This is a genomic window from Streptomyces sp. NPDC017448 (assembly GCF_044330565.1).
GTDB lineage: Bacteria > Actinomycetota > Actinomycetes > Streptomycetales > Streptomycetaceae > Streptomyces.
In genome coordinates this window covers 1-21,427 of the sequence record NZ_JBIRLM010000023.1, presented here as the reverse complement: position 1 = coordinate 21,427, position 21,427 = coordinate 1, and the positions used below count along the sequence as shown (strand labels likewise).

The window sequence follows — 21,427 nt, the reverse complement described above, 5'->3', positions numbered from 1 at the left end:
GCGGGGGGGGCGGGGTTTTTTTACGTTTGGGTGTTGGGCTTGGGGGGGCATCTGGGGGCGCGTGGGGCGGCGACGGGGGGCCGGGTGGCCGCCCCCCGCCCCGCGCTTCGGGTCGTGATCAGTGAGAGGTGGTCTCCGACGGCATCCCAGCGACGAATGCCTTCAGCACGGCGACCTTGATGCGGCGGCAACGGCCCTGCTTCACGTACTCCAGGGCTCCGTCGGCCCTCAGCTCGTAGACGGTGGAGCGGCCGAGCCGGAGGGCTTCGGCGGCTTCCTCGGGGGTGTAGAGAAGGGGCTCGATGACTCGCGTGGCGGGGTTCAACAGAACGTGCCTCCTCGGGCGCTGTTGAGGGTTGGATTTGAGCACCGACGCTCTCCTCGGAGCGCACCTGTCCGAGGTGGGGATTTCTGCGTCACCGCGTCACCCGCGTCACCCGGGGCTGTGACCTGCGCTTTCGGGTGACGCAGCGGAGTGGGGGTGCGTCACCCGTGCGTCACCTTCTGCGTCACCGGGTGACGTGGGGGTGACGCGGGTGACGCAGGGGTGACGCAGGATTCGGCGTCTGCGTCACCCCTCCCGGTGCAGGTCAGAGGCCGCTTTCCGTCCCCGGTGACGCAGGTGACGCAGACCTTCCCTACTTACGAGTTGGTGCGTGATAGCGAGTGAGGCGTCGAACCTTGCTGGTGGCATGATCCGGGTGTGTGATCACGATCAATCGGGCGGTGTTGACGCATCGGCTGTTCGCGGGAATCTCTCGGCAGCATCTCACCTGCCTGGTAGAGGAGTTGGCTGCGCCGTGGCAGGCCGGACTCGAGGGCCGACGCCATGCTGCACGAGGAGGAGCCAGGAAGCGGGCCGCGGGTGCCGGCGCCCGCCACCAGCTGGTGTTCGTCGACCGGCTGGCGGCCACGTTGATCCATCTGCGGCACGACCTGCCGCATTCGGTTCTGGGGCTGCTGTTCGGCGTCGACCGCTCCACCATCACCCGCGCGATCACAGAAGTACGCACACTCCTGGCCGCGCGGGGATGCGCGGTCCCCGACCGTCCCGGCCTGCGGCTGCGGACGCTGACGGACGTGTTCGCCTACGCCCAGGCAGAAGGTGTCGAGCTGCGGTTGGACGCCACCGAGATCCAGGTCCGCAGGCCACCGGCCGGCCGCGGTGGCCGACGCGCGTTCGTGTCGGGCAAGAAGAAGCAGAACACCATGAAGGCCACCGTGATCGCCGACCGGCGGGGCCGCACGTTATGGACCGACGCACTGCGGCCAGGACGCATGCACGACGCCACAGCCGCCCGCAACGAGGGCATCGCCGTCTGCTTCCAGCACTTCCCCGACGTCGAGGTCCTCCTGGACGACGGTTACCTCGGCCTGAGCCGCGACCACCGCGGGCAAGCGATCACACCACCCAGAAAACCCCGCCCTGGAGCACTGCCCGGCAGAGTCGAGCAGTGGGAACGCGACCGCCACGGCCACTCATCCGATCGCATCACCGTCGAACACGCCCTCGCCGACCACAAACGCTGGAAACAGCTGACGCGCTGGACCCACCGCCGCGACCGCCTACCCGACACCTACCGCGCCATCGCCAACCTCGTCTCCGACCGCAACACCACCGCCTGAAAACAGGCCACGAGCAGGCCGAACACGCCTCACTCGCTATCGCGCACCAACTCGTAAATACCCAAGTCGTATCTGAGCGAGTTCCGTAAAGCGTCGCTCAGTAGTTCTCCCGTATGTATTCGTACGTTCGGTCGAATAGCTCTCCCTTGATCGGCAAGCTGTACTCCTTCAAGACGGAACGCAGCTCGCGACGAACGCGTTTGTCGCCCGCGTCGCTCGCGCTCCAACCGGCATAGGCGACCTCGACGACGATCGAGTCGATCCGCGAGGCTATGTCGGGGACGATCTTGTGTAGCCCCGGCGGTGTGTTCTCCGTGACTATCTGAGTGAGTGCCCCACGCTTCGGATCGGCCAGGCCGTCGAGTGCTACCTGGTCGCCCTGTTCCGCTGCCCGATCCGCGGCGACCACGTCCTGAGCGATCTTTAGGGCTTCCTCGAGGAAGGCCAGCGAGTCTTCGATGTTCTCGATCGCCTTGGCACGGAGCTTCTCGATCCGCTCCGCCAGCGACCGATACGCCGGGCTCTCGGTATCGGCCAGCCGACGCCTGAGGCGTGCCTCGATGGAGTCGAGGACCTCCTGGTACACGTCGTCGGCTTTCGACTCCGGAGTCTGCCGCTCGGAAAGCTTGAGCTGCTCGGCGATCTTCTTCACCAACGCTAGGCCGGCAGCATCGAGCGTGACTGTCTTCGACGGCATCGACTTCACTCCCACATCGGTCATGTGGCCGTGAATCAGGTCAGTGGTCTTCGCGCCGAGACGTGCCCAGAGGAAAGTCTTGGAGACGTCCTTGGGCCGGATCGACTCGTATACCTTCGCGAGCCAGAAATACTCCCCCTTGAATGGCCGGAGCATCGGGTGCGGGTCGAGGAACTCCCACACCGTCTGCAACGCGACATAGGCCTCGATGAACTCGGTGCGCTGCGCACCGCCCTCGGGGATTCGCTCGTGGGCCTCGGCGAGAGACTCGAATGATGAGTCACTGGTGTCAATGCCGTCGAACAGATGGAGTAGACGTGTGAGGTCGGTGACGAATTTCCCCGCCAGCTTGGAGGCGTCGGTGACGTTGAGCTCGTCCTCTTCGTCGTCCTTCACCTTCGGACCGGCGACTGCCTTGCCGATGGCCCTCGCGAGACCGATGTAGTCGACGACCCGCCCGAAGTCCTTGCGCTGACCGGTGACTGGGTTTTTCCACGGACGGTTGGGCCGCGTGATCGTCTGGAAGAGGTTCGTGTCCTTGGCGGGCTTGTCGAGATACAGCACGCCTTCGATGGGTGCGTTGAAGCCGGTCATCCACTTCGCGGTGACGACGATGAACGACATCGGGTCGTCGACCTTCTTGAATCGGCGCTTAAGCGCCTCCTCCTGCTCAGGAGTGAGGAGGTGCTTCTTGTATTCCTTGGGGGTCTCCTTGCTGTCGGCGACGTGCATCACAACACCGACCTCACGGAGTCGTCCGTCCGGCATGACTGCAGCGCGGCGCTCCAGCACGGCCTCGATGGCCCTGGTGTACGCGATCACAAGGCGCTGGTTGTAGGCCACGACCTGAGCCTTCTGCCCCAAAGGCGCGACATAGGTTAGGAAGTGGTCGACGATGTCGGCACACACAGCCGCCACGCGCTCAGGGTTGGACAGGATCGTCTCGATGTGAGAAGCCTTCCCCGACAGGAAGACTTTCTCCTCCTCGTCCAGGCCCTCCTCTCTGGCCAGCTCGTCGAAAGCCTCGTCCAAGGCTTCCTTGTCGAGGTTGAACCCGACAGACCGACCTTCCACGATCACCGGCTTGGTGAACCCGTCGGCGATCGATTGCTCCGGCGTGTACCGCGACATCACGAAGTCCGGGTCGTCAGGGTCGCCGAACAGCTTGAACGTCGAACGGTCCCTGTCCTCGATCGCAGTACCCGTCGCGCCGAAGAACTTCGCGTTTGGTACCGCTGCGCGCCACGCGTCGCCGAACTTCCCCTCCTGCGAGCGGTGCGCCTCGTCGACGAGGACCACGATGTTCGACCGGTTGTTCAGATGGCCGGCCTCAGCGAATTTGTGCACGGTCGTGATGACCACGCCCGGCTCACCGCTGCGCAGCAGAGCGTGCAGCTCGCGCCGGTTGCGGGGCACCGTCATCCGCGGCATGCCGGCAGTCTCGAACATCTCCGCCGTCTGCCGGACCAGATCCTTACGATCGGCGATCACGATGACCGTCGGCGCGCTCCCGAATTTCTCCGTCACGGCGTCATCGCGCAGCAAACGGGCGGCGGCGAACGCCATGAGTTCGGTCTTGCCTGATCCCTGGTGATGCCAGATCAGTCCGCCAGGACGGTCGGCAAGTACCTTGGCGTGGATCGCCAGAGCCGCCTCGAACTGCGGGTAGCGGGGCAAGAACTTGATGTCGACCTCGGAGGCATCCCGAGCGTGACGGAACATCACCAGGTCCTTGAGGATCGGCAGGATAGTCTCCGGCCGCAGCAACAAGCGCGCAGCCCGCTCGACACGAGCCGGTCCCGTGATGGTCTTCGGGTCGTCCGTAGTGGATCCCCATGGGGCCCAGATCTCGGAGTCGGGGTCCGGAACTGCACGGATCGGAGCCATGCGGAGCTCCAGGCCCTCGGTGGCGACGTTGAAGACGTTCGTCGCGAAGAAGTTCGGGTACTCCTCCTCGTACACGTCGTGAAGGTCCTTCGCGGCGTTGACCCACGAGACCTGATGCTTCACAGGCGTCTTAGTCTCGGCAACGACCAGCGGGAACCCGTTGACGTAGTAGACGACATCGAACCGGCGTGGTTTGGTTGCACCGCTGACGGTGACCTCGTCAGCGACAGTGAAACGGTTGTTATTGGGGTCTTTGAAGTCGATCAGCCGACGAGGAACATGCTTACCGTCGATCGTCGTGAACGAGTGGTCGCCACGAAGCATCACGGTCAGCCGCTCGTTGGCCGCAACGAGACCGTTGTGCGCATCGAGGACAGCCTGATTGAGCTCATGCAGAACAAGGTCTGCCGACTCGGGGTCGTCGACCAGATCCGGGTTCAGTGCGAGTAACGCTTCGCGTGCCCAGTTCTCGACGATGACGTCATGCTCATCGCGCGGCAACTCCTCCCCTTGGAGACGCTCCCAGCCAGCCTCCTCCGCCCACTCGAGCAGTGAACGCTGGATCGTGCTCGCTTCCGTCCACCCCATGTCAGTGCACCTCAAGCAGAGCGTCGTAAGACTCAGGAATCTCGATTTCCCGGTTGAGGAGGGAAGCCAGGAGCGCGGCGCGGAAGGCGCGGAGGTGAGCAAGTTCAGCCTCGATTGCCAGCGCCTCCGAGATCAACTCGTCCAGGCCTGATGCAAGTACAGCCTGTGCATCAGTCCCAGGATCGGGAATTACAAGCCCTCGAATTGCCTTCTGTCCGATGTTGCGCATGTCGGAACCAGCAGTCAGTCGGGCGATCTGATCACGAACGCTTGGCGCTGCCATCGCGTGCACCAAATAGTTAGGAAGCAAGACTTCCTCATCAGGTACGAGGCGCAACGTCTTATCGCATAGATACAGGTTTTCGGGTACCTCATTCACGCGGCAGACCGTTCCAACGCGATCGAGGATGGCGTTGCAGCGGACCATGAGAACATCGCCAGACCGCAGCTTCGTGGCTTCGGGGAGTACCGTGCTGGCGTCGATAGTCTTCACCTCGGATGGGATGAATCGCGCTCGCCCGACTGCACTAATCTTTAGTACGGCTCGCTCGTCGGGCGCCGGGATTCGCTCCTGTCCTTTAGGGCTTTTGCCAGCTTCGATGGCTCGCAAACCATCTGACAGAATTAGCTGGCCCTCGTAGTCATCAAGGTCTGCCACCACCGCCTTCCATGATGCCCAAGCCCGATCAGCCTCCTCCCCGAGCGCCTGGATCTGCTTGTCGACCGCCGCCATGACGTCGACGATGCGGCGCTGCTCGGAAAGGGGTGGGAGGGGGATCCTCCACGCTTCGAAATCGGCTTCCTTCCAGCGTGACCTCCCCTCACTGCCGACGCGCAGGGCATCGATCTGCCCGAGCACCGATCGCTGCTGGAAGTAGAGGAGGAGGAACTGAGGAAGCAGCCGATCCGAATCCAGGACGTAGAGGGGGAACTCGTTCGTCGCGAGGGCGCCGTGGAGTTCGGCCGGAACGACGTCGAACGCCCCGTTCTGCGTATCGATTCGATTGAAGACGAAGTCGCCCTCGTGCGCCCGGAACAGGCGCTTGGCCTTGATTGTCTCGGTGCTTCCGGCGCCTCGGTCGTACGCCCCTCTGCCGTACCAACGCACGCCCATCGTCCGGTACTCAACACCAGGCGCGAGTGTCACAACGTCCTTGCGTTGCGTGGCGACGGTCCCGGCAGGAACGGTCTTCCATTCACTCACCGGACGCCCCGAACACGCTCAGGTCGACGCCGGCCGCCGCGAGGCGCTTGAACATTTCAGCCTCGGTGTCCATCCGGTGCTGGCGGGCATCGGCATACGCGACGAGCACTGCGCCGAGATCGGCGGCTTCTTCGGCAGCAACATTAATGTAGCGGCCGATGTTCAGGTCGAAGCCGTTCTGCTCGATCTCCTCGAACGGCACCAGCCGGACGTTCGCACCATCTGGGTCATTGCCTGTCTTGTACGCCTCGATGAGAACGTTGACGTCCTCCTCGGACATCAGGTTCTGGTTCTTGCCCTTGACGAACCGGGCAGAGCCGTCGATGAAGAGAACCTGCTTCTTGCGTTTGACAGGCTTCTTGTCTCGGAAGATCAGAAGGCACGCCGGGATCGAAGTCGAGTAGAAGAGGTTGGGCGGCAGCCCGACGACGGCTTCCAGGAAGTCCCGCTCGATGAGGCCCTGGCGGATCTTCGCCTCCGCACCTCCGCGGAACAGCACTCCGTGGGGCATCACCACGCCGACGCGGCCGGATTCGGGCTGCATCGACGAGACCATGTGCTGGACGAAGGCGTAGTCGCCGTTTTTGGCCGGCGGCACGCCGCAGATGGCCCGCGGGTCCGAAGTCCAGCGGTCTGCTCCCCAGTTCGCCAGCGAGAAGGGTGGGTTGGCGATCACGACATCGAACCGACGGACCGCACCGGTGGTGTCCTTGAACGCCGGAGCGCGGAGGGTGTCTCCGCGCTTGATGTCGAAGTCCTCGATCTCGTGTAGGAACAGGTTCATCCGGGCGATTGAGGCCGTCGTCAGGTTGATCTCCTGGCCGTACGCCTTAAGCGCGCGGTGGTCCTTGCCGGACTCGCGCAGCTGGTTGATCGTCGCGACCAGCATGCCGCCGGAGCCGCATGACGGGTCGTAGACAGACTCGCCCGGCTCGGGCTGGAGAATCCCGACAAGCAGGTTCACGACTTCACGGGGCGTAAAGAACTCACCGGCCTTTTTGCCCGACTCGTCAGCGAAGTTCTTCAGCAAGTACTCGTAGCCCGCGCCGAGTAGGTCATGCGAGACCGTCGACGGGTCGAGCGTGATCTTGTTGAACGCTCGGATGAGCCCCAGCAGGGCCGACTCCGGGATGCGCTCCTGGTTGCCCCACGAGGCGTCGCCGAAGACACCGGCTAGCGAGCGGGGGTTGGCCATCTCGATTCGCTGGAAGGTCTTCGCGATCTCCGCACCGAGGTTGGTGACCTTCTCGGTGACCTCGCTCCACAGCGTGCCCTCGGGCAGCTCGAACCGGTGAAAGTCGGCCTCAATCTCGTCGTCGAGGTCGTCGCCGTACTTAGCGAACGCCGCGTCGTGCTCGTGGACCCAGGTGTCACTGATCCACTTCCAGAACAGCATCGGGAAGACGTAGGTCTTGAAGTCAGCGGGGTCGACGGGACCGCGGAGCGCGTTCGCGGCGTCCCACAGCCGGGATTCGAGCTCGTGCTGGGTGATCGTCACAGAGGTGAGGTCCTTCGTTGAAGACGGTACCTAGATTATGGAGGAGGGCACTGACATCTCGGGAGTCCGAGACAGCAGGCAGTGGCTACCTTCAGACGATGACCTGCACCCACGCTCTGAACCGAGCGTGATCGAGGACACACTGAGACTGGATCTCGCGTCTCGGCGTCCAGTCAGGCTTCTCCTCGGAGCCCAACATTAAAAGCTCAAGAAGGAGGCTGAGGGGCCGCAGGGTGGCTTTCTTGGTGAGCTCGGGTAGTCCCTCACCAGGCTGGCACTGCGTGAACGCTGCGTGAGCGGACCGGGTGGCACGAGGGCGGACCAGGTGTCACGCTGTTCACGACCGCAAGCCTCTGATCAGGGGAAACGGGATTCGGTGGCACCGTCCAGCACTACTCGGGATGATCTTTTGGGTCCTCGTAATGCGTAGGTCTCGGGTTCGAATCCCGAAGGCGGCTCAGAAAAACCCCAGGTCACATAGCCCGTGACCTGGGGTTTTCTGTTGCTCGGGGCATGGTGTGGCGGGCGGCCGGGGTGCCGTGGCGTTAACCGCGTGAGCAGAGGAGTGGGCCCCCGGGGCGGAGGTCGCTCTGGGGAGCCCACGGGGGAGTGAGCGGCCGCAACGGAGAGGCGACCACGCTCGTCGATCGTCTTCGCGGCCTTCTTCGCTGCTTTGGCGGCTTGGCGGGCCTTCTCCTCCCGCTCGACCTTGCGCTGCTGGAGGGGGACGAGCAGTGCGGCGGCCTCGGCGGCGCTTCTCCCCACGCGGGGGAGGATGCTCTGACAGATGTCGTGTGTGATCCGGGTGTCACTGTGCCCGAGGGTGTCGGACACGATGTCGATGTCGGCGCCGATCATGAGGGTGGCCGCGTCGTGGCGCAGGTCGTGCAGGCGGAGGGGCAGGAGGTCGGACGCGGCGACGAGGCGCTCGAAGAGGTCGGTGCCCTTGCCCGGGTGGAGCCAGGGGCCGTCTTCCTGCGTGAAGACGTGGCCGGTCTCGCCCCAAGCCGTGCCCCACTTCTCACAGGTCTTGTCCTGCCGTTCGGGGTGGCGCTTAAGAACGCCTAGGGTGTCGTCGTCGAGGGCGACCACGCGGTAGCCACTGTCGGTCCTGGATCTGATGCCTTCACTTCCCAGCTCCCTGGACGAGTTGGGAGGAGGCGGTGAGGAAGTGGGTGTTGCGGTTCGTCTCCGACCACGGTTGTCCGCATGCCTCGCCACGGCGCCGGCCCCGGTAGGCGATGAGATGCCACCTTGCGTACAACCGGTCCTCGGCGACGAAGTCGATGAAGGCACCGGTCTGTTCCGATGCCTAGACCATTGTGGGGAACGGCTTCTCGCCGGTCTGCTCCCATTTGGAGACCCGCTCGTCGGACCACACGAGGGCCTTGGACGTAAGACGGTCGCTGCGTTGTCAGATTGTTCGTCTCGGGGGCTTCCGTGGGAAGCACGCCCGCCAAGACCCGCCTGGCCACGAGCTCTCGCTGCGGGGGACAGTGGGCACCTGCTGACCAGGGCGGGAGCTTAACCTCGGCGGAAGAGCCTGCTCTCGCCCCGATGCTTGCCGGTTCTCCTGCCGGAGGTTGACTGCCCCACTGCGGCGGATTCGCTCGGCAGCGCGGAGTCGGCGGGACGGCTCTCGTAGAAGGATTGCCAGACTCGTTCCTGCAGCTCGCCGATGCAGGCACCGCACGCGTACATCGGGGCTTGGGCCCCGGCGACTCTGGCGGGGCCGATCCACAGGACGCGCGTCCACCGCTGTCCGCAGTAGAGCCAGCAGGGTCCGTCGACCCACTCGTTGCCGTCGTCGGTGGCCGCCGGTGAGGGCAGTCCTCCTCGGGCGAACTCGCCGATCCCGGGGGCCACCCTGTGCTGTAGGGCGAGTTCCGTCAGCATCGCTCGTCTCCCTCCGTGATCATCGGTCCTGGGCCGTGGGAGAAGCGTCTTTCTGCTTGTCGGCTTCGGAGAACAGGAGCGTGGGCTCGGCGAGGATGTCGCGGCCGGCTTCGCTCTTGTAGATCTCGTCGACGCTGCCGAACCGGGCCTCGGAGTAGTCGAGGTCCAGCAGCGCGGCGGCTTGGCGCACCGATGCCTCGTCGGGTCCTTCGATCTCCAGGAAGGTGGGGAGGTCGGGCCAGGTGTCGAAGTCGAAGGCGACCTTGCCCAGGTTCCATTCCTCGCGGTAGTTCTCCTGGTACCGGACCTCGGTGAGGCCGACCCGGCGCAGGATGTCGGCCATGGCGTGCAGGTCGGTGACCTCGGTTTCGATCTCCTTGGTGCCGTCGATCGTCGTGGCGTCGGTGACCTGCTTGAGGGTGAGTGTCGAGCGGGTGCCCTCGTCCCGCAGGCGGATCCAGGCTCCACCGTCGAGGGAGTCGTTCTCGAAGATCTTGCGGGTGAGGAGCGTGCGGGGGAATGCCTGGACCGCATTGAGGGCGCTCAGTTTGTTCTGGAGGTCGGCGACGTCGACGGCCAGGAACTTCGCCTCGTATTCGTGCTTCATGGGGTCTTCTCTCAGAAGTGGTCGGTGAGGGCGGGCGTTCGGGCCGCGAGCAGCAGGCCCGTGCGGTGGGTGTGGTCGTGCAGCCGGCCGACATGGGCGCGTTCCGTGAACTCGGTGGTGCGCAGGGCGAGCAGGACCTCCCCGCCACCGATGAAGTGGGGGTGGAGGCGTTCCGGGGAGGTGGGGTGCTCGATCATGTGGTGGCGTCTTTCGACGGGCATCATGAACTCCGCGTCGGACACACCGGCCGGGCGGGCCAGGCGCTGCATGCGATGCGAGTAGCCACTTCAGGAGCGGACCATGGGCAACGAGATTCAGCTGATCAGCGACGGGGATGGGCTGACAGTCGTCGGGAGCGCCGAGGATGTCGAAAACTTCCTCGCTTCGGAGGCGCTGCCCTCCAAGAGCCTCGGACCGCGATGGTACAAGTCCGTCTTCGCCACGGGTGCTGCGGTGGCGGAGGCGGCAACGGAGATCGCCGCCAACTCTGCTCACTGGGTGAAGCTGACCCCGGAGTCGACGCTGCTTCTCAAGAAGTACGGCCTGAGGGAGAGTGCGAAGACGGGGCTCAGCACGGGCGTGCTGAAGGGGCAGAAGGGTCAGATCAAGGGGTTTCTGGAGTTCGCGCACGCGCCCCGATCGCTCCTGTCCAACCCGACGGCTCTTGCCAACGCCGGGAAGTTCATGGCGCAGGTTGCCATGCAACAGACCATGGATGAGATCACCGACTACCTCGCCGCGATCGACAAGAAGGTCGACGACGTACTGCGTGCCCAGAAGGACGCTGTGTTGGCCCGCATGATCGGCGTGGGCTTCGTGATCGAGGAGGCCATGACCATTCGGGAGAAGCGGGGCAGAGTCGACGAGGTCACCTGGTCGAAGGTGCACGCCGCGCCGGCGACGGTCGCGGAGACGCAGGCGTATGCGCTACGTCAACTCGATGCGCTCGCGGAGGACATGGAGCGGCAGACCAAGATCGGCGATCTCGCCACGATGGTCAAGGAGGCTGAGGGCGCCGTTCGAGAATGGCTCGCCGTTCTGGCTCGCTGTTTCCAGTTGCAGGACGCGATCGCCGTACTGGAACTCGACAGGGTGCTGGACGCGTCCCCCGATGAGCTCCACGGGCATCGCCTCGGTCTGAAGGCCGCCCGGCGGAATCGGCTGGAGTACATCTCGCGCAGCACGGAAACCCTGCTGGCCCGGATGAACGCCGCTGCCGGCGTGGCCAACGCCAAGGTGTTGCTGAATCCGACCGCCTCCCCGGCCGTGGTCCGGTCGAGCAACCAGGTAGCGAGAGGCGTCCATGAATTTCACGTGCGGCTGGGAATCGAGTCCGGCGGCGACTCGTCCGAGGCGAGGCGATGGACGGAAGCCGCCGTGGAAGTGAGGGACAAGGCATGGGAAAAAGGAGTGAAAGGCGTTGGTGCTGCCCGAAGTCTGGGCAATGAGACCTTCGATCGGGCCAACTCGGTGAAGAACAAGCTCTCCAGCGGTATCGCCGAGCGAGCGCGTCGTCTGCGCGGGACCGACGAGCAGGACGAGAAGGAGACTGAGTGAGCGCTGACGATCCCGGGATGCGGGACGGCCGGCGTCTTTTTCTGACGGTGCCGCACCAGAAGGCCGGGCGCCCCGGATCCTGCGGCGAAAGGGTGAAGCGCGTCGCTGCGTGAGCCGTGTGTGAGCGGACAGGCCGGCTTCGGTCGGACCGTGGGAGTACGTGACTCTCGGCCGCTCGGAGCCTTCGGCCCGTCGTCGTTCCGGGGCGGGAGGCCGGCGCGAGGATGCCCACGGGGTTCGTCGTGGACCGGCTGTGGACGGGCCTCGTGCCGTGTCCGCGGGCGGGGCCGGTGCGGGAGGCGGGCGGTGCGCTGCTCGTACTCGCGAGGCGTCCGGCGGTTCCCGCCCGGGCCTCTTGCGGTTCCCGCTCGGCTCTCCTGCGGTTCCCGCCCGGGCCCCCTGCGGAAGCCACCCGGCCCCTGCGGAAACCGCCCGGCCCTCTGTGGTTCCCTGCCCGGCCCCCCGCGGGTTTCCGCTCTGCCCGCCGGGCGTGCCGGTTCGTGCTCCGGCCGCTCGGCGCGAGGCGAGTCCCGTAGGCCAGCAGCCCAGCAGGCCAGCGGGTCAGCAGCTCAGCGGGTCCAGGGCAGGTCGCCGTCGACCTCGCCGGTCAGGGGGGCGACGACGTCCAGGACCGTGTCGACCACCAGCTCCACCGTGCGCGGCGACGGCGCCGTCCAGGGGAGGTCGCTTTCGTCCCCGCCGTCGGCCGCGGCCGGAGTCGCCAGCAGCAGGACGTTCAGCAGGATCGCGCCGGTCGCCGCCGCAAGGAACGCGCTCTTGTTACGCATCTGGATTTTTCCCCCTCGTTGAACGGCCCGTTCGCCGTTCACGCTGTTCTCGTTTTCTGAGCAGAACCTTACGGAGCCGGACTTTCGAGCCTATTTTTCCTTGATTTCGCAGCACGGAAATCCGCGTGAAAAAGCGTGAAAAGGGGCTCGGCATACGCTGCGCGCACCATCGACGACTGGAGGCCGGAGTGCTCACGGAGATCGGACTCGGCACGGACGCCGCGTGCGCGTACCGCGCTCTGCTGAAGGAGCCGCGGGCGGAGGCGGGCGCGCTCGCCGAGCGGCTCGGCTGGTCGGTCGACCGGGCGTCGAGCGCCCTCGACGAGCTCTTCGGCCTCTCTCTCGTGCGGCCCTCGCACGAGCACCGGGACAGCCGCCGACTGGTGGACCCCGAACTCGGACTGCAAGCCCTGATCGACGCGCAGGAAAGGGAGCTGCTCCGGCGGCAGCAGATTCTCACGCAGACGAAAATCGCGGCGGAGAACCTGGTCGACGAGTACCGCAGCGCATCGGAGAGCGGGCCGGTGTCATCCGTGCGGGAACTGCGCGGGATCGACGCCGTGCAGACCTGTGTGGAAAAGGCGTGCCACGAATGCCGGGAGGAGATCCAGGTGTTCGTGCCCGGCGGCGCACAGCCCAGCGACATCCTCGCCTCGTCGCAGCCGCTCGACCTGCTGCTCCTGGAACGGTCGGCCCGGGTCGGCTACGTCTACCAGGACAGCATCCGCAACGACCGGCCCACCAGTGAGTACGCGCAGTGGCTGGTCGAGCGCGGAGCGGAGGTCAGGACGGTTCCCCATCTGCCGCTGCGGGTGATCATCTGGGATCGGCGCACGGCGCTCGTGCCGATCGATCCGGCCGCACCGGAGGCGGGGGCCTTCCTGCTGTCCAGCCCGGGTCCGGTGGCCGCGCTGCAGTCCTTGTTCGAGCAGGTGTGGCAGCGGGCGGCGCGGTTCGGCGAGGAGCGGGACCGGGAGCGGGACGGGGCGCTCGCCGACCAGGAGAGCGCGGTGCTCGGACTGCTCGCGGCCGGCCTCACCGACGAGGTGATCGCCCGCAAACTGGGGGTGTCGGTGCGCACCAGCCGCCGGGTGACCGCTGCCCTGATGGACCGTCTGGGGGCCCGCAGCCGGTTCCAGTTGGGCGCGCTGGCGGCCCAGCGGGGCTGGCTCGCCGACTGAGCGGGCCCGGACGCGGGTGGCCGCGGCGCCGCCCCGGAAGGTCAGCCGCGCAGGTAGGCCAGGACGGCCAGCACCCGGCGGTTGGTGGCGTCGGACAGGTTCAGGTCCAGTTTGGTGAGGATGGAGCCGAAGTGCTTGCTGACGGTGCCCTCGCTGACGTGCAGGGCCGCGGCGACGGACGCGTTGGACTGGCCCTCGGCCATCAGCGCGAGGACCTCCTGCTCGCGGGGGGTCAGTCTGGCCAGCGGGTCGCGGCGGTGGCGCAGGAGTTGGCGGACCACTTCGGGGTCGACGACGGTCGCGCCGGAGGCCACCCGCTGGAGGGCTTCGACGAACTCCTCGACGTTGCCGACGCGTTCCTTGAGCAGGTAGCCGACGTGGGTGCCGTCGGAGGAGTCGAGCAGCTCCTCGGCGTAGGCGCGCTGGACGTACTGGCTGAGGACGAGGATGGGCAGCCGGGGGTTCTTCTCGCGCAGGCGCAGCGCGGCCCGCAGCCCTTCGTCGGAGAAGCCGGGCGGCATCCGTACATCGGTGACGACGATGTCGGGGTCGTGCTCGGCGACGGCCTCCGTGAGTTCGTCGGCCGTACCGACACCGGCGAGGACCTGGTGGCCGAAGCGCTCCATGAGTCCGACGAGGCCCTCCCGCAGCAGCACGCTGTCCTCGGCCAACACGATGCGCAACATCTGGTTCCTCTATCGGGTCATCGGGCCGGCGGGGCGTCGAGGCGGCGGTCCGGAGCCGGGGTGCAGGGAACGAGGAGGCGGAAGACGGTGGGCCCGCCGGACGGTGAGGACACTAGCAAATGGCCCCCGAGGACCGAGATGCGATCCGCGACGCCCTCCAGCCCGGTGCCGTCGGCCTCGTCCGCGCCCCCCACGCCGTCGTCCCGTACGCGGACGACGAGCCGGCCCCCGTCGACGCGGGCCTCGACGGAGGCCCGGGTGGCCCGGCTGTGTTTGGCGACGTTCGCCAGCGCCTCGCTCACCGCGAAGTAGACGGCGGACTCGACCGCTTCGAGGAACCGGTGGGGCAGGTCGAGATCGAGGTCGACGGGGACCGGGGAGCGGTCGGCGATGTCCTCGATGGCCGCGGCCAGCCCCCGGTCGGTGAGGACCCGGGGGTGGATGCCCTGGATCAGCTCCCGCAACTCGACCAGCGCGGCCTGGGCCTCGCCGTGGGCTTGGGCCAGGAGTCCGGCGAGGGGTTCCTCGCGGGCGTCGAGGCGCGCCAGGCCCAGCCGCATCGACAGGGCGACCAGCCGCTGCTGGGCGCCGTCGTGCAGGTCGCGTTCGATACGGCGGCGCTCGGCCTCGAAGGCGGTCACCAGGCGCATCCGCGACCGGCTCAACTCCTTTACGCGTACGTCGTCCTGATGGGGCGACGCGTCCAGCAGGAGGCGGGTGAGCTGTGCGCGCCCCACGGCGAGCAGGCCGAGCGGGTAGGCCAGCAGGGGGAGCAGGAGCAGTCCGGCCAGGGCGACGGCGAACGCCGCCGGGTAGGAGTGGACCAGCCACAGCTTGATGACGCGCGCCTCCTCGCCGCCGCCGGCCGTGGCCATGACCAGGGGGGTGGAGATCAGCCCCCCGCTCACGCCGACGACCGTGCCGATGACCGCCGCCTCCAGGGGCCACAGGAGGCAGCCGAAGAGGAGGGCGTACCCCAACTCCCGCCAGGTGGAACGTTCCTGGAGGCGGGTGCGCAGCCAGGCGGCGGGCCCGGTGCGCGGCGGGTCCTGGTGGGCGTCGGCCAGCGGTACCTCCGGGTCGATCAACCGCAGCCGGCGCCGCTCCACCTGCGCGACCGGCAGCCCGACGAGGACCAGCGTCAGCAGGAGGGGCACCCCGACGAGGACCACGGTCAGCAGGCTGCCGGCCAGCGCGAGGACGAGCAGGCAGGCCAGCAGAGCGGCGCCCAACGGCACGCTGGTCAGGAAGTACAGGGCGCAGCGCCACGGCCAGCCGCTCCGGAGGTACCGGCGCTGGTGCAGGGCCTGCCAGAGGCTGGGTGAGTGCATGGGGGCACGATATGAGGCCCGTATCGCCCGGACCACCCAGCCAGCTCCACCATCGGACCGGTAGCGGGCTCCCCGTGAGGACGGCCGCCAGGTGCAATGCGCGCGGGGGGCGCCGCGCGGTCGGATGGGGGCAGTGGGCAGCCGCCCGCTCCTGTACGAGGGGGAGGGGACCGGGATGTTCTCGCCGGAGGCCGTGTTCGCGGTCGTGCCCGTCTGGCTGACGCTGGTGATCGTGTTCCTGCTGCCCGCGGTGGAGCCCGCGGTACCGCTGGTGGGCATGCTGTTCCCTTCGCAGACCGCCCTGGTGGCGAGCGGGGTGCTCGTGCACCACGGGGTGCTGCCGGTGGAGGGGGTGTTCGCGCTGGCGGCGGCCGGGGCGCTGGCGGGCAATGTGCTCGGGTACGGGGTGGGCCGGCGGTGGGGCGACCGGCTGGAGGCCGCCCTGCCGGGCAGGCTCACCGGCTCGCGTTCCTACCGGCTGGCGCTGGCCACGGTGGGCGCCCGGCACGGCCGGGCCGTGCTGCTCGGCCGGTTCAACGGGGGCCTGCGCACCCTGGTTCCGGCGCTGTGCGGCTCCGTGCAGGTGCCCTGGCGGCCGTACCTGGGGTGGTCGGTGGTGGCCGCGCTGTTGTGGGGGCCCTGCTGCGTGGGGCTCGGGCTGCTCGCCGGGAGCTCCTGGGAGAAGTGGGGCGGTTCGGGTGTGCTGGCCTGCGCGTCGGTCGTGCTGCTGCTGACCACGTCGCTGCCGCTGCTGCTCACGGCCCGCGGCGAGCGCGCCCGGGCCGCCCGCGCCGAAGAGGCGGGCGGCCGGGGCCCGTCGGGCGGGCCCGCCGCGGTCGGCGGCCTCCGGGTCACAGCCGCTCGGCGAGGAAGCGCACCAGGGCCTCTTCCTGCGGGACCAGGTAGAAGTGGTCCCCGGGGAACAGCCGGTGTTCGTACGACGCCGTAGTCAGCGCCGACCAGGACAGCAGCTCGGGGAAGGTGCAGCCCGGGTCGGCCGTGCCGCCGACGGCCGTCACCGGAGCGCGCAGCGGGGCCGCGTCGAGGGGCCGGTAGGACTCGATGAGCCGGAAGTCGCCGCGCAGCGAGGGCAGGAGCAGCGGACGCAGGTCGGGGTCGTCGTAGACGGCGGAGCCCGCGTCGCCGAGCCGGCGGGCCGCGGCCACCAGGCGGTCGTCGTCGAGCAGGTGCAGGGTGCCGCCGGCCCGCTCGATGTGCGGCGCCCCCCGGCCCGAGACGACGACCCGGTCGGGGACGACGCCGTGGCGGTCTTCGAGGCGGCGGGCCACCTCGTAGGCGACGGCCGAACCGAGGCTGTGGCCGAAGAGGGCCACCGGCACCCCGAGTTCGGGCTCCAGCGCACCGGTGATCGCGTCGGCCAGCTCCGTCATGGAGGAGGCGCACGGCTCGTCGATCCGTTCCTGGCGGCCGGGGTACTGGACGGCCAGCACCTCCACATCGCCGGGCAGCTGTTTCGACCAGCCGTGGAACAGCGTCGCGGTGCCCCCGGCGTGCGGCAGGCACACCAGGCGCAGCCGGGGCGCCCCGCTCCGCGCCGGGAACCTCCGGAACCACTTCCCCGCCGTCCCCCTGCTGATGACCGTCATGCCGAGCCGCCCTCCCGCCACCCCGCGGTGGCCGTTTCCGTCCCTCCATGGTGCGGGCCGGGGCCGCGGTGATCCGCCCCGGCCGGCGGCAGGAGGCTGCCCACGCACGTTCCTGCCGACTCCGGACCCTGCCTTTTTCCGCCCGGGGCAGCCACCGTGCACAGAAGGGTGGAGCTACCTCCACCCCGAAGACTCCGCCCGGCTGCGATGTGCGCCAGCTCCGGGCCCGATTGAGTGGACACCATGAATCAAGCAGCCGTCCGACTCCGTTCGGTCACTCGCTCCTACGGCAAGGGCGCCAGCGCCGTGACCGCCCTGGACGACGTCTCCCTGGACATTCCCCGGGGCACGTTCACCGCCGTCATGGGGCCCTCGGGCTCCGGCAAGTCGACCTTCCTCCAGTGCACCGCGGGCCTGGACCGGCCGACCGGCGGCCAGGTGCTCCTCGGGGAGACCGACCTGAGCAAGCTGAGCGAGAAGAAGCTCACCCTGCTGCGGCGGGACCGCATCGGCTTCGTCTTCCAGGCGTTCAACCTGCTGCCCTCGCTCACCGCCGAGCAGAACGTGGCGCTGCCGCTGCGGCTCGCCGGCCGCCGCCCCAAGCGGAACGAGGTCCTGGACGTGCTGGAGAAGGTGGGGCTGCGCGAGCGGGCCGGGCACCGGCCCAGTGAGATGTCCGGCGGCCAGCAGCAGCGGGTGGCGCTCGCGCGCGCCCTGGTCACCCGGCCGGAGGTCCTCTTCGGGGACGAGCCGACCGGCGCCCTGGACACCACCACCAGCCGTGAAGTGCTCACGCTGCTGCGCCAGATGGTCGACCAGGGGCAGACCGTCATCATGGTGACGCACGACCCGGTGGCCGCGTCCTTCGCGGACCGGGTGCTGTTCCTCACCGACGGCCGGGTCCACGACGAACTGTTCGCCCCGACGGCCGAGCAGGTCGCCGCGCACATGACCGGACTGGCGGCCCTCCCGTGCTGAAGCTCGCTCTGCAGGGAATGCGGACCCGCTGGGCCACGTTCGTCGGCTCGTTCATCGCCCTCGCCCTCGGCGTCGGCCTCATCGCCACCACGGGGCTCGCCCTCGCGGCGACCTTCAGCGCTCCGGACCGCGGGCCCGAACGGCTGGTGAAGGCGCCGGTCGTCGTGAAGACCTCCGACCTCGTCCGGGCGGACACGCCCATCGGGGAACGTACGCAGACGATCACCGACCCCGCGCCGGTCCCGGCCGACGTCACCGCGAAGCTCGCGGCGCTCGGCAAGACCGTCGAGGACCGCACCTTCCCCGTGTCGGGCCCCGGACTCGGCGAGGACACGGTCGGCCACCCGTGGTCGATCGCCGCGCTCACCCCCTACACGCTGACCGCCGGACGCGCCCCCTCAGCGCCCGGCGAGGCCGTCGCCACCGGGGACGCGCTGCGGCCCGGCACCCGGGTGCAGGCCGCGACCGCCCGCGGGTCCGAGCAGGTCACCGTCGTCGGGACGGTCGCGTCGGCCGGCTTCGAGAACGCGCTGTTCTTCACCGACGCGGAGGCCGCGCGGATCTCTCCCGGCGTGGACGCCGTCGCCGTGCACGCCCCGGCCGACCGGGTCGAGGCGGCCGTGGGCGCCGGATACGACGTGCTGACCGGCGACGAACGCCGGCGCGCCGACCCGGACCCCGACCGGGACGAGGAAGCACTGGTCTCGGTGAACGCGCTCCTCGGCACGGCCGCGGGCGTCACCGGCTTCGTGTCGGTGTTCGTCGTCGCCTCGACCTTCTCCTTCGCGGTCGCCCAGCGGCGCCGGGAGTTCGGACTGCTGCGCACCGCCGGCGCCACCCCCGCCCAGGTGCGGCGGATGGTGTTCACCGAGGCGTTCGTCATCGGCGTGCTCGCCTCGGCGGCCGGCTGCTGGCTCGGCGCGGCGGGCGCGCCCCGGCTCGCCGCCTGGATGGCCGACGCCGGGATCGCCCCCGCCTGGTTCCGGATCGGCGAGCAGACGTGGCCGCTGCACACCGCGTTCTGGACGGGTCTGTTCGTCGCCCTGAGCGGTGTGGTCGTCTCCTCGTGGCGGGCCGGCCGGGTCGGTCCGACGGAGGCGCTGCGCGAGTCCGCGGTCGACTCCCGGGCCATGCCGGTGAGCCGGTGGCTGATCGGCGCCGCGGTCCTCGCGACCGGTCTCGGGCTGCTCTCCCTGGCCCTGCTGGACAGCCCGGGCGACGTCCTGAAGCGCAAGACCTACATCACCCAGCCGATGCTGCTGATCGTCGGGTTCGCCCTGTTCGCCCCGGTCCTGGTCAAGCCGCTGACCCGGCTGCTGACCTGGCTGCCGGCCCGGCTTCCCGGCGCGACCGGCATGCTGGCCCGGGAGAACGCGTCCGCGGGGGTCCGCAGGACCGCCGCCGTCGCCGCTCCGGTCATCATCACCGTGGCCCTCGCCGCCTCCCTGATGGGCACCACCGCCACGATCAGCGAGGCCAAGGCCGGGGAGGCGCGGGAGCAGATCACCGCGGACCTGGTCGCCACGGCGGGCGGAGAGGGCCGCGCGCTGCCCGACGAGTTCGTCCGGCGCGCCGGGGCCGTCCCCGGCGTGACCGTCAGCGCCACCCGGTCCACCGGCGTGACCGTCCTGGAGGAGGGGGTCGCCCTCGTCAAGTCCGAGGCCAAGGCGGTCGATCCGGCGGCGCACGCGGCCGTCTCCCACCTGCCGGTCGTGGCGGGCCGCCTCGCCGACCTCGACGACGACGGCATCGTCGTCAACGAGGAGTGGCTGACCACGGAGGTGGGCGACACGGTCTCGGTCTGGCTGGGCGACGGCCGCAAGGCGGACCTGCGTATCGCGGCGGTGCTCTCCACCGGCACCGGCAGCAACGGCGTCTACCTCACCGAGCGCAACGCGGCCGGCGCCCCCGTCGACCGCGTCGACCTCGCGCTGCCCCGGGACGGCGCGGACAGCGCGGCAGCCGCGCTCCGTGCCGCCGCGAAGGCGACCGGTGTGCAGCTCCTGACGGGTGATCGGTGGGTCGAGGCCCACTACCCGCGCTCCAGCGAGAACACCCGGCTCGGCCTGTGGATGATCCTCGGCATCGCCCTGATCTACACGGGCATCGCGCTCGCCAACACCCTGATGATGGCGACGTCGGACCGGGTCCGCGACCTCGCGTCGCTGCGGCTGACGGGCGCCACGAAGGGGCAGGTGCTGCGGCTCGTCGGGGTCGAGGCCCTGGTGGTGGTCGCGGTCGGCGCGGTGCTCGGGGCGGTGGTCGCCGGGGTGAACCTGCTCGGCGTGTGGAGCGCCCTCGGCCTGCTCGGCGTCTGGTCCGACGTCGTCGTGCCCTGGGGCACGGTCGCCGCGGTGATCGGCGCGAGCGCCCTCCTCGCGACGGTGGCCTCCGTGCTGCCCGCGTCGTTCGCGCTGCGCGTCCGGCCGGTCGAACTGGCGGGCATGCGCGAGTGACCGCCCGGTCCCGGGCGCGCCCCGTCGCGTCCCGGCACCCCGCGCCCACCCCCTTACAACGCGAGAGGCCAGCGCTGTGACGAGCGGTCGAGCCACCCTGCCCGGCGGGCCCCCGCGCCGAAGGTCCCGGGTCCGCGCCGGGGCGTCCGGCCCCCGCCGGATCGCCATGGCCCTGACCGCGGCGGTGCCCGAGTCGGGACAGGCCGTGGTCGTGGAAGTGGACGCGTACGAAGGCGGGGTGACCGCCCTGGTCCGGGAGTTGCTGGGCGGCCGGGGGCGGCACCTCGCCGTCGAGTCCGACCCGGTGCGGGCGGCCCGCCTCAGCCTGCGCTTCCCGGACGTCGAGGTCGTCACCGCCGATGCCGCGTCCCTGCCCGGTGTGCTCGCCGGGCGGGGGATCGCGGCGGCGGACGTGGTGATCGCGGGCCGGTCCTGGGCGGGCCTGCCGCACGCGGAGCGGCGGGCCTCCCTCGCCGCGGTCCGCCAGGTGCTGGAACCCGAGGGGGCGTTCACCGTACCCGCCCCGCTGCACGCCCGGTTCGGGGTGCGGGAGCGGTGCTTCCGGCGGATGCTCGGGGTCTCCTTCGAGGAGGTGGTGGCCGGCCGCACGGTATGGGACTCCCTGCCGCCGTCCTCCGTCCACCACTGCCGGCGCCCGCGCGCGCTGGCCCCGCTGATCTCCTTCCCGTAGGGCCGGCGGAACGCGCGGACGCACGAGGGGGGCGGGGCCCCCCCCCCGCGGGGGGGGGGGGCCCCCCCCCCGGGGGGCCCCGGGGGGGGGGGGGGGCCCGCCCCCCGCCCCGCCCGCCCCGCCCCGCCCCCCCCCCCCCCGGGCCGGCC

General features: G+C 69.1%; 17 protein-coding genes and 1 pseudogene. 7 read left to right on the top strand and 11 right to left on the bottom strand.

The window, feature by feature from the left end:
• Positions 1–118: 118 nt before the first annotated feature.
• Positions 119–325: a helix-turn-helix domain-containing protein gene (locus tag ACH4K1_RS28315; protein WP_398092418.1), complete on the bottom strand. Its 207-nt coding sequence runs from the start codon at positions 323–325 to the stop codon at positions 119–121.
• 380 nt (positions 326–705) lie between these two features.
• Here ACH4K1_RS28315 and ACH4K1_RS28310 point away from each other — a divergent pair, with 380 nt between their 5' ends.
• Positions 706–1,626: a transposase family protein gene (locus tag ACH4K1_RS28310; RefSeq protein ID WP_398092417.1), complete on the top strand. Its 921-nt coding sequence runs from the start codon at positions 706–708 to the stop codon at positions 1,624–1,626.
• Positions 1,627–1,723: 97 nt separating this feature from the next.
• Here the strand turns inward: ACH4K1_RS28310 and ACH4K1_RS28305 are convergent, their stop codons facing one another.
• From ACH4K1_RS28305 to ACH4K1_RS28280, 6 genes and pseudogenes are all read right to left on the bottom strand, one after another.
• Complete coding sequence (locus ACH4K1_RS28305; protein ID WP_398092416.1) at positions 1,724–4,798, bottom strand: type I restriction endonuclease subunit R; 3,075 nt, start codon at positions 4,796–4,798, stop codon at positions 1,724–1,726.
• Position 4,799: 1 nt separating this feature from the next.
• Positions 4,800–6,002, bottom strand: coding sequence for a restriction endonuclease subunit S (locus ACH4K1_RS28300; RefSeq protein WP_398092415.1), 1,203 nt, complete (start codon positions 6,000–6,002; stop codon positions 4,800–4,802).
• Positions 5,995–7,500 carry an N-6 DNA methylase gene (locus ACH4K1_RS28295; protein WP_398092414.1) on the bottom strand — a complete coding sequence of 502 codons (1,506 nt, stop codon included), beginning with the start codon at positions 7,498–7,500 and terminating at the stop codon, positions 5,995–5,997. Before ACH4K1_RS28295 ends, ACH4K1_RS28300 begins: the two co-directional genes overlap by 8 nt.
• 651 nt (positions 7,501–8,151) lie before the next feature.
• Positions 8,152–8,890: pseudogene (locus ACH4K1_RS28290) on the bottom strand (tyrosine-type recombinase/integrase); the annotation flags it as partial.
• A 525-nt stretch (positions 8,891–9,415) separates the two neighbouring features.
• A complete protein-coding gene (locus ACH4K1_RS28285) occupies positions 9,416–10,003 on the bottom strand; it encodes a class IV adenylate cyclase (RefSeq protein ID WP_398092413.1) in 588 nt (195 codons plus the stop codon).
• An 11-nt stretch (positions 10,004–10,014) separates the two neighbouring features.
• Positions 10,015–10,272 (bottom strand): hypothetical protein, encoded by a 258-nt coding sequence (locus ACH4K1_RS28280; protein WP_398092412.1) that lies wholly within the window; start codon positions 10,270–10,272, stop codon positions 10,015–10,017.
• Positions 10,273–10,303: 31 nt separating this feature from the next.
• Here ACH4K1_RS28280 and ACH4K1_RS28275 point away from each other — a divergent pair, with 31 nt between their 5' ends.
• Positions 10,304–11,560 carry a hypothetical protein gene (locus ACH4K1_RS28275; protein ID WP_398092411.1) on the top strand — a complete coding sequence of 419 codons (1,257 nt, stop codon included), beginning with the start codon at positions 10,304–10,306 and terminating at the stop codon, positions 11,558–11,560.
• A gap of 569 nt (positions 11,561–12,129) precedes the next feature.
• Here the strand turns inward: ACH4K1_RS28275 and ACH4K1_RS28270 are convergent.
• A complete protein-coding gene (locus ACH4K1_RS28270; protein ID WP_398092410.1) occupies positions 12,130–12,348 on the bottom strand; it encodes a hypothetical protein in 219 nt (72 codons plus the stop codon).
• Between the two features lie 125 nt (positions 12,349–12,473).
• Here ACH4K1_RS28270 and ACH4K1_RS28265 point away from each other — a divergent pair, with 125 nt between their 5' ends.
• Positions 12,474–13,529, top strand: a complete 1,056-nt coding sequence (locus tag ACH4K1_RS28265) for a LuxR C-terminal-related transcriptional regulator (protein WP_398092409.1) — start codon at positions 12,474–12,476, stop codon at positions 13,527–13,529.
• Between the two features lie 41 nt (positions 13,530–13,570).
• Here ACH4K1_RS28265 and ACH4K1_RS28260 read toward each other — a convergent pair whose 3' ends face one another.
• On the bottom strand, positions 13,571–14,215 hold the full coding sequence (locus tag ACH4K1_RS28260; protein ID WP_398092408.1) for a LuxR C-terminal-related transcriptional regulator: 645 nt from the start codon (positions 14,213–14,215) through the stop codon (positions 13,571–13,573).
• 17 nt (positions 14,216–14,232) lie between these two features.
• Complete coding sequence (locus tag ACH4K1_RS28255; RefSeq protein ID WP_398092407.1) at positions 14,233–15,546, bottom strand: sensor domain-containing protein; 1,314 nt, start codon at positions 15,544–15,546, stop codon at positions 14,233–14,235.
• 124 nt (positions 15,547–15,670) lie between these two features.
• Between ACH4K1_RS28255 and ACH4K1_RS28250 the strand changes: the two genes are divergently transcribed.
• Positions 15,671–16,495, top strand: coding sequence for a DedA family protein (locus ACH4K1_RS28250; protein WP_398092406.1), 825 nt, complete (start codon positions 15,671–15,673; stop codon positions 16,493–16,495).
• Here the strand turns inward: ACH4K1_RS28250 and ACH4K1_RS28245 are convergent.
• The gene (locus ACH4K1_RS28245) at positions 16,398–17,153 is read right to left on the bottom strand and encodes a thioesterase II family protein (RefSeq protein WP_398092405.1); all 756 of its coding nucleotides are present in this window, start codon (positions 17,151–17,153) and stop codon (positions 16,398–16,400) included. The genes ACH4K1_RS28250 and ACH4K1_RS28245 overlap by 98 nt on opposite strands.
• 243 nt (positions 17,154–17,396) lie before the next feature.
• Between ACH4K1_RS28245 and ACH4K1_RS28240 the strand changes: the two genes are divergently transcribed.
• From ACH4K1_RS28240 to ACH4K1_RS28230, 3 genes are all read left to right on the top strand, one after another.
• Positions 17,397–18,131, top strand: a complete 735-nt coding sequence (locus ACH4K1_RS28240) for an ABC transporter ATP-binding protein (RefSeq protein WP_398092404.1) — start codon at positions 17,397–17,399, stop codon at positions 18,129–18,131.
• Positions 18,125–20,587: an ABC transporter permease gene (locus ACH4K1_RS28235; RefSeq protein ID WP_398092403.1), complete on the top strand. Its 2,463-nt coding sequence runs from the start codon at positions 18,125–18,127 to the stop codon at positions 20,585–20,587. The genes ACH4K1_RS28240 and ACH4K1_RS28235 overlap by 7 nt, the downstream gene beginning before the upstream one ends.
• Before the next feature lie 76 nt (positions 20,588–20,663).
• On the top strand, positions 20,664–21,278 hold the full coding sequence (locus ACH4K1_RS28230) for a ribose ABC transporter ATP-binding protein (RefSeq protein WP_398092402.1): 615 nt from the start codon (positions 20,664–20,666) through the stop codon (positions 21,276–21,278).
• Positions 21,279–21,427 lie beyond the last annotated feature (149 nt).

Bases quoted from the DNA above. Each gene is read 5' to 3' on its own strand.
- ACH4K1_RS28260 (WP_398092408.1), bottom strand. From the start codon at position 14,215: ATGTTGCGCATCGTGTTGGCCGAGGACAGCGTGCTGCTGCGGGAGGGC.
- ACH4K1_RS28250 (WP_398092406.1), top strand. From the start codon at position 15,671: ATGGGGGCAGTGGGCAGCCGCCCGCTCCTGTACGAGGGGGAGGGGACC.
- ACH4K1_RS28240 (WP_398092404.1), top strand. From the start codon at position 17,397: ATGAATCAAGCAGCCGTCCGACTCCGTTCGGTCACTCGCTCCTACGGC.
- ACH4K1_RS28245 (WP_398092405.1), bottom strand. From the start codon at position 17,153: ATGACGGTCATCAGCAGGGGGACGGCGGGGAAGTGGTTCCGGAGGTTC.
- ACH4K1_RS28305 (WP_398092416.1), bottom strand. From the start codon at position 4,798: ATGGGGTGGACGGAAGCGAGCACGATCCAGCGTTCACTGCTCGAGTGG.
- ACH4K1_RS28275 (WP_398092411.1), top strand. From the start codon at position 10,304: ATGGGCAACGAGATTCAGCTGATCAGCGACGGGGATGGGCTGACAGTC.
- ACH4K1_RS28255 (WP_398092407.1), bottom strand. From the start codon at position 15,546: ATGCACTCACCCAGCCTCTGGCAGGCCCTGCACCAGCGCCGGTACCTC.
- ACH4K1_RS28270 (WP_398092410.1), bottom strand. From the start codon at position 12,348: ATGCGTAACAAGAGCGCGTTCCTTGCGGCGGCGACCGGCGCGATCCTG.
- ACH4K1_RS28280 (WP_398092412.1), bottom strand. From the start codon at position 10,272: ATGCAGCGCCTGGCCCGCCCGGCCGGTGTGTCCGACGCGGAGTTCATG.
- ACH4K1_RS28285 (WP_398092413.1), bottom strand. From the start codon at position 10,003: ATGAAGCACGAATACGAGGCGAAGTTCCTGGCCGTCGACGTCGCCGAC.